At 61.6% G+C, this 1,420-nt stretch carries 2 protein-coding genes; both read right to left on the bottom strand.

What is annotated here, in order from left to right:
• Nucleotides 1–2 precede the first annotated feature (2 nt).
• The gene (locus C7441_RS24215; protein WP_170125249.1) at nucleotides 3–179 is read right to left on the bottom strand and encodes a hypothetical protein; all 177 of its coding nucleotides are present in this window, start codon (nucleotides 177–179) and stop codon (nucleotides 3–5) included.
• The gene (locus tag C7441_RS23665; protein ID WP_280523583.1) at nucleotides 176–1,354 is read right to left on the bottom strand and encodes an IS701 family transposase; all 1,179 of its coding nucleotides are present in this window, start codon (nucleotides 1,352–1,354) and stop codon (nucleotides 176–178) included. The genes C7441_RS24215 and C7441_RS23665 overlap by 4 nt, the downstream gene beginning before the upstream one ends.
• Nucleotides 1,355–1,420: the final 66 nt, after the last annotated feature.

The following is a 1,420-nucleotide window of genomic DNA, read 5'->3' as shown; positions in this document are numbered from 1 at the left end:
CATTACAGTTGCGCTTTTGATTTGAGGTGTGCTCGTCGCGCTTTGGCTTGATGTGCTCTTCGCCAGAGCGACCAGGCGATGATGTATGATGGTTCGATGCGCGCCCGTGCGAGGCGGGTGGCAATGCGGCGGATTTCCTGTACCGACCAGCGGATCAAGGGTGGTGCTGCTGCGCTCATTTCATCATGCTTTTTGGGGGTGGTAGGGCATTGGCATGGTGGCGGATCGCCGCCATCATGGCAAAGGCGAGCATGACCAGCGAGACATGACGATGCCAGCCATGCCAGGAGCGGGTCTCGTTGTGGTCGAGACCGAGTTCATTTTTGGCGGCCTCGAAGCTGTCCTCGATTGCCCAGCGACGCCCTTCCACCGTCACCAGCGTCTCGATGGATGTTCCGATCGGGCACCATGTCGAAAAGAAGGCGAGATCGCCGGCGGCGATGTTGCGGCGGATCAACAGGCCGCGTGTCCAGGTGCCGGGGAATGTCGCATCAAAATCACCGGCATCGAGATCGGCAAGATCGAGATAGACCCAATCGTGCAGTCGTGCGCCTTTGGTCCCTTCGCCGGCCGACAGGCGCCGCCAGACATCCTCAGGCAAAGCGCCAGCAATATCCTTCGCCGTCCCGGCGACGGCCGGTGATTTGCCCCATGACCGGAAGGGATGGTTAGCGCTCACGCCCAGAACATAGCCCTTGGCGGCCCGTCTGAGCGCCATTTCGATGCCGCCGACGCCGTAGACGCTGTCGGCTGCCACCCACGAAAAGGGCACATCCGACGCGATGGCGCGCTCGATCATGGCGAGTGCGAGCGCAGGCTTGGTGGCAAAGCCAGCATTGTCCGGCACATGGGCCCCCGCCATACGCTTGGCGTCGTCCGTCCAGGCCTTCGGCAGATAGAGCGCCCGGTCGATGAAGGCGTGGCCGTGACGCGAGACGTAGGAGGCGAAGACGCCGATCTGACAATTGGTGATCTTGCCCGCAGACCCGGTGTATTGCCGACCAACACCACAGGATGCCTTGCCCTGCTTGAGAAAGCCGGTCTCATCAAGCACCAGAACAGCGTCAGGATCGGCAGTGTCTCCAAAGCATAATCGCGCACAATGTCGCGCAGCGCGTCCGCATCCCACTGCCCGCGGCCCAGGATCGCTTGTTGCCGCCACGGGCCGGTCGCCGGCGGCCTCGGCGCGCATCCAGCCGGTCTTGCGTCGCTCCTCGCCAAGCAGGCCGTCCAGAAACTGCCCCGCTGAAACCGCCACGCGCTCCTGTGTAAACAAGGGCCGCATCCGCGCCTTCACATCCCGCAATGAAGACGCCCAAAGCTCCAGCGTTGCCTCGATCGATGCTCCTGCCATCCATGACCTCCAAATCATGGAAACCTATGGATTCAGAAATCGTAAAAATACGCAACTGTAATGCTA

The organism is Pseudaminobacter salicylatoxidans (assembly GCF_003148475.1).
Taxonomy (GTDB): domain Bacteria; phylum Pseudomonadota; class Alphaproteobacteria; order Rhizobiales; family Rhizobiaceae; genus Pseudaminobacter; species Pseudaminobacter salicylatoxidans.
This window is presented reverse-complemented; position numbering and strand designations above follow the sequence as displayed.